The organism is Neobacillus sp. FW104-15D2 (assembly GCF_058790155.1).
In genome coordinates this window covers 1-1,089 of the sequence record NZ_JBYTCJ010000075.1, presented here as the reverse complement: position 1 = coordinate 1,089, position 1,089 = coordinate 1, and the positions used below count along the sequence as shown (strand labels likewise).

1 protein-coding gene is annotated in these 1,089 nt (G+C 36.6%); it reads right to left on the bottom strand.

What is annotated here, in order from left to right; translation table 11 throughout:
• Positions 1–121 precede the first annotated feature (121 nt).
• Entirely contained in the window at positions 122–835 is a 714-nt protein-coding gene (locus tag AC3WR0_RS25375) for an MBL fold metallo-hydrolase (RefSeq protein WP_492554849.1), read from the bottom strand.
• Positions 836–1,089 lie beyond the last annotated feature (254 nt).

Sequence of the window (1,089 nt, the reverse complement as noted above, 5' to 3'; positions counted from 1 at the left end):
TTCCTTAGTGGTTGGTCGATGTGTACCCCCACAGTGGACTTTCACCACCTAGATAGTTGCCATGCCTGGCACACCAAGAAAAGGGCTGCCGCAGCAACCCATTCTTGAACTCTTGCACCCGTTAGCTTAATAAGTCTCCAATTTGTTTTTTATCCTTAATATTACATAATCCCCCGTGGTAACAAATCACTTTTTCAATATCAAGATCTAAAAATTTCTCAAGAGAGTCAATTGCAGTTTTCAAATCCAATGTCGTTGGTGGTATGGGTCTCCGTAAAACACCATCTACCACTACCATAGCATCACCTGCGACAAGAGTTTTGCTTTGCTTTAAATAGAGACTAATATGACCAGGAGTGTGCCCTGGTGTAAAAATAATTTGAATACCACCACAATATGAAAGTTCTTCACCGTCTTCTAATGTTTTATCTACCTTTGATTTTGGCGGATTCTTATATAGAAATTGCATTTGTTCTGGTAATGATGCCCATTGTTCTTTACTCATTCGATTCGGGTCAGTTTTAATAAGAGGAAATGTTCCTTCAATATATGGCTTATCGAGAATATGTGCGTAAACTTTTATATTGTTATTGGATTGGTTTAGTATTTCTGGGAGGGAACCTATATGGTCTAAATCCTGATGAGTTAAAATTACAGCTTTCAATTTATCAAAGGAGACTCCGACTTCGCTCATAGCGAGACGTATTTGTTCCAATTGTCCAGGCATACCAGTATCAACTAAAACAGCCGTATCATCATCCCATATCAATGTGGGATTTAATCCGAAACCCTGGATCTTTAATTCTAAGATTGCCAATCCTTTATCGATTCTCATTCAATCTCCTCCTAATTTATAAACAAATTAAATCTCATTACATAGATTAATTTATCATCCAGAGGAGTTATTTTCAATATGCAAAATTCCAATTATAACACATAAAAATATTTTTGTCAATATGTATCTGTGTTAAATTTTACCTTTACTTTTAAAATTAATTAATGTCTTATAGTGCTAGTCGAGTAGAAGGGAGCCTTTCTACCTTGCGGTAAATTGTACTCCTCCCCCCTCACAGAACCGTGCTTGCGCTA

Bases quoted from the DNA above. Each gene is read 5' to 3' on its own strand.
- AC3WR0_RS25375 (WP_492554849.1), bottom strand. From the start codon at position 835: ATGAGAATCGATAAAGGATTGGCAATCTTAGAATTAAAGATCCAGGGT.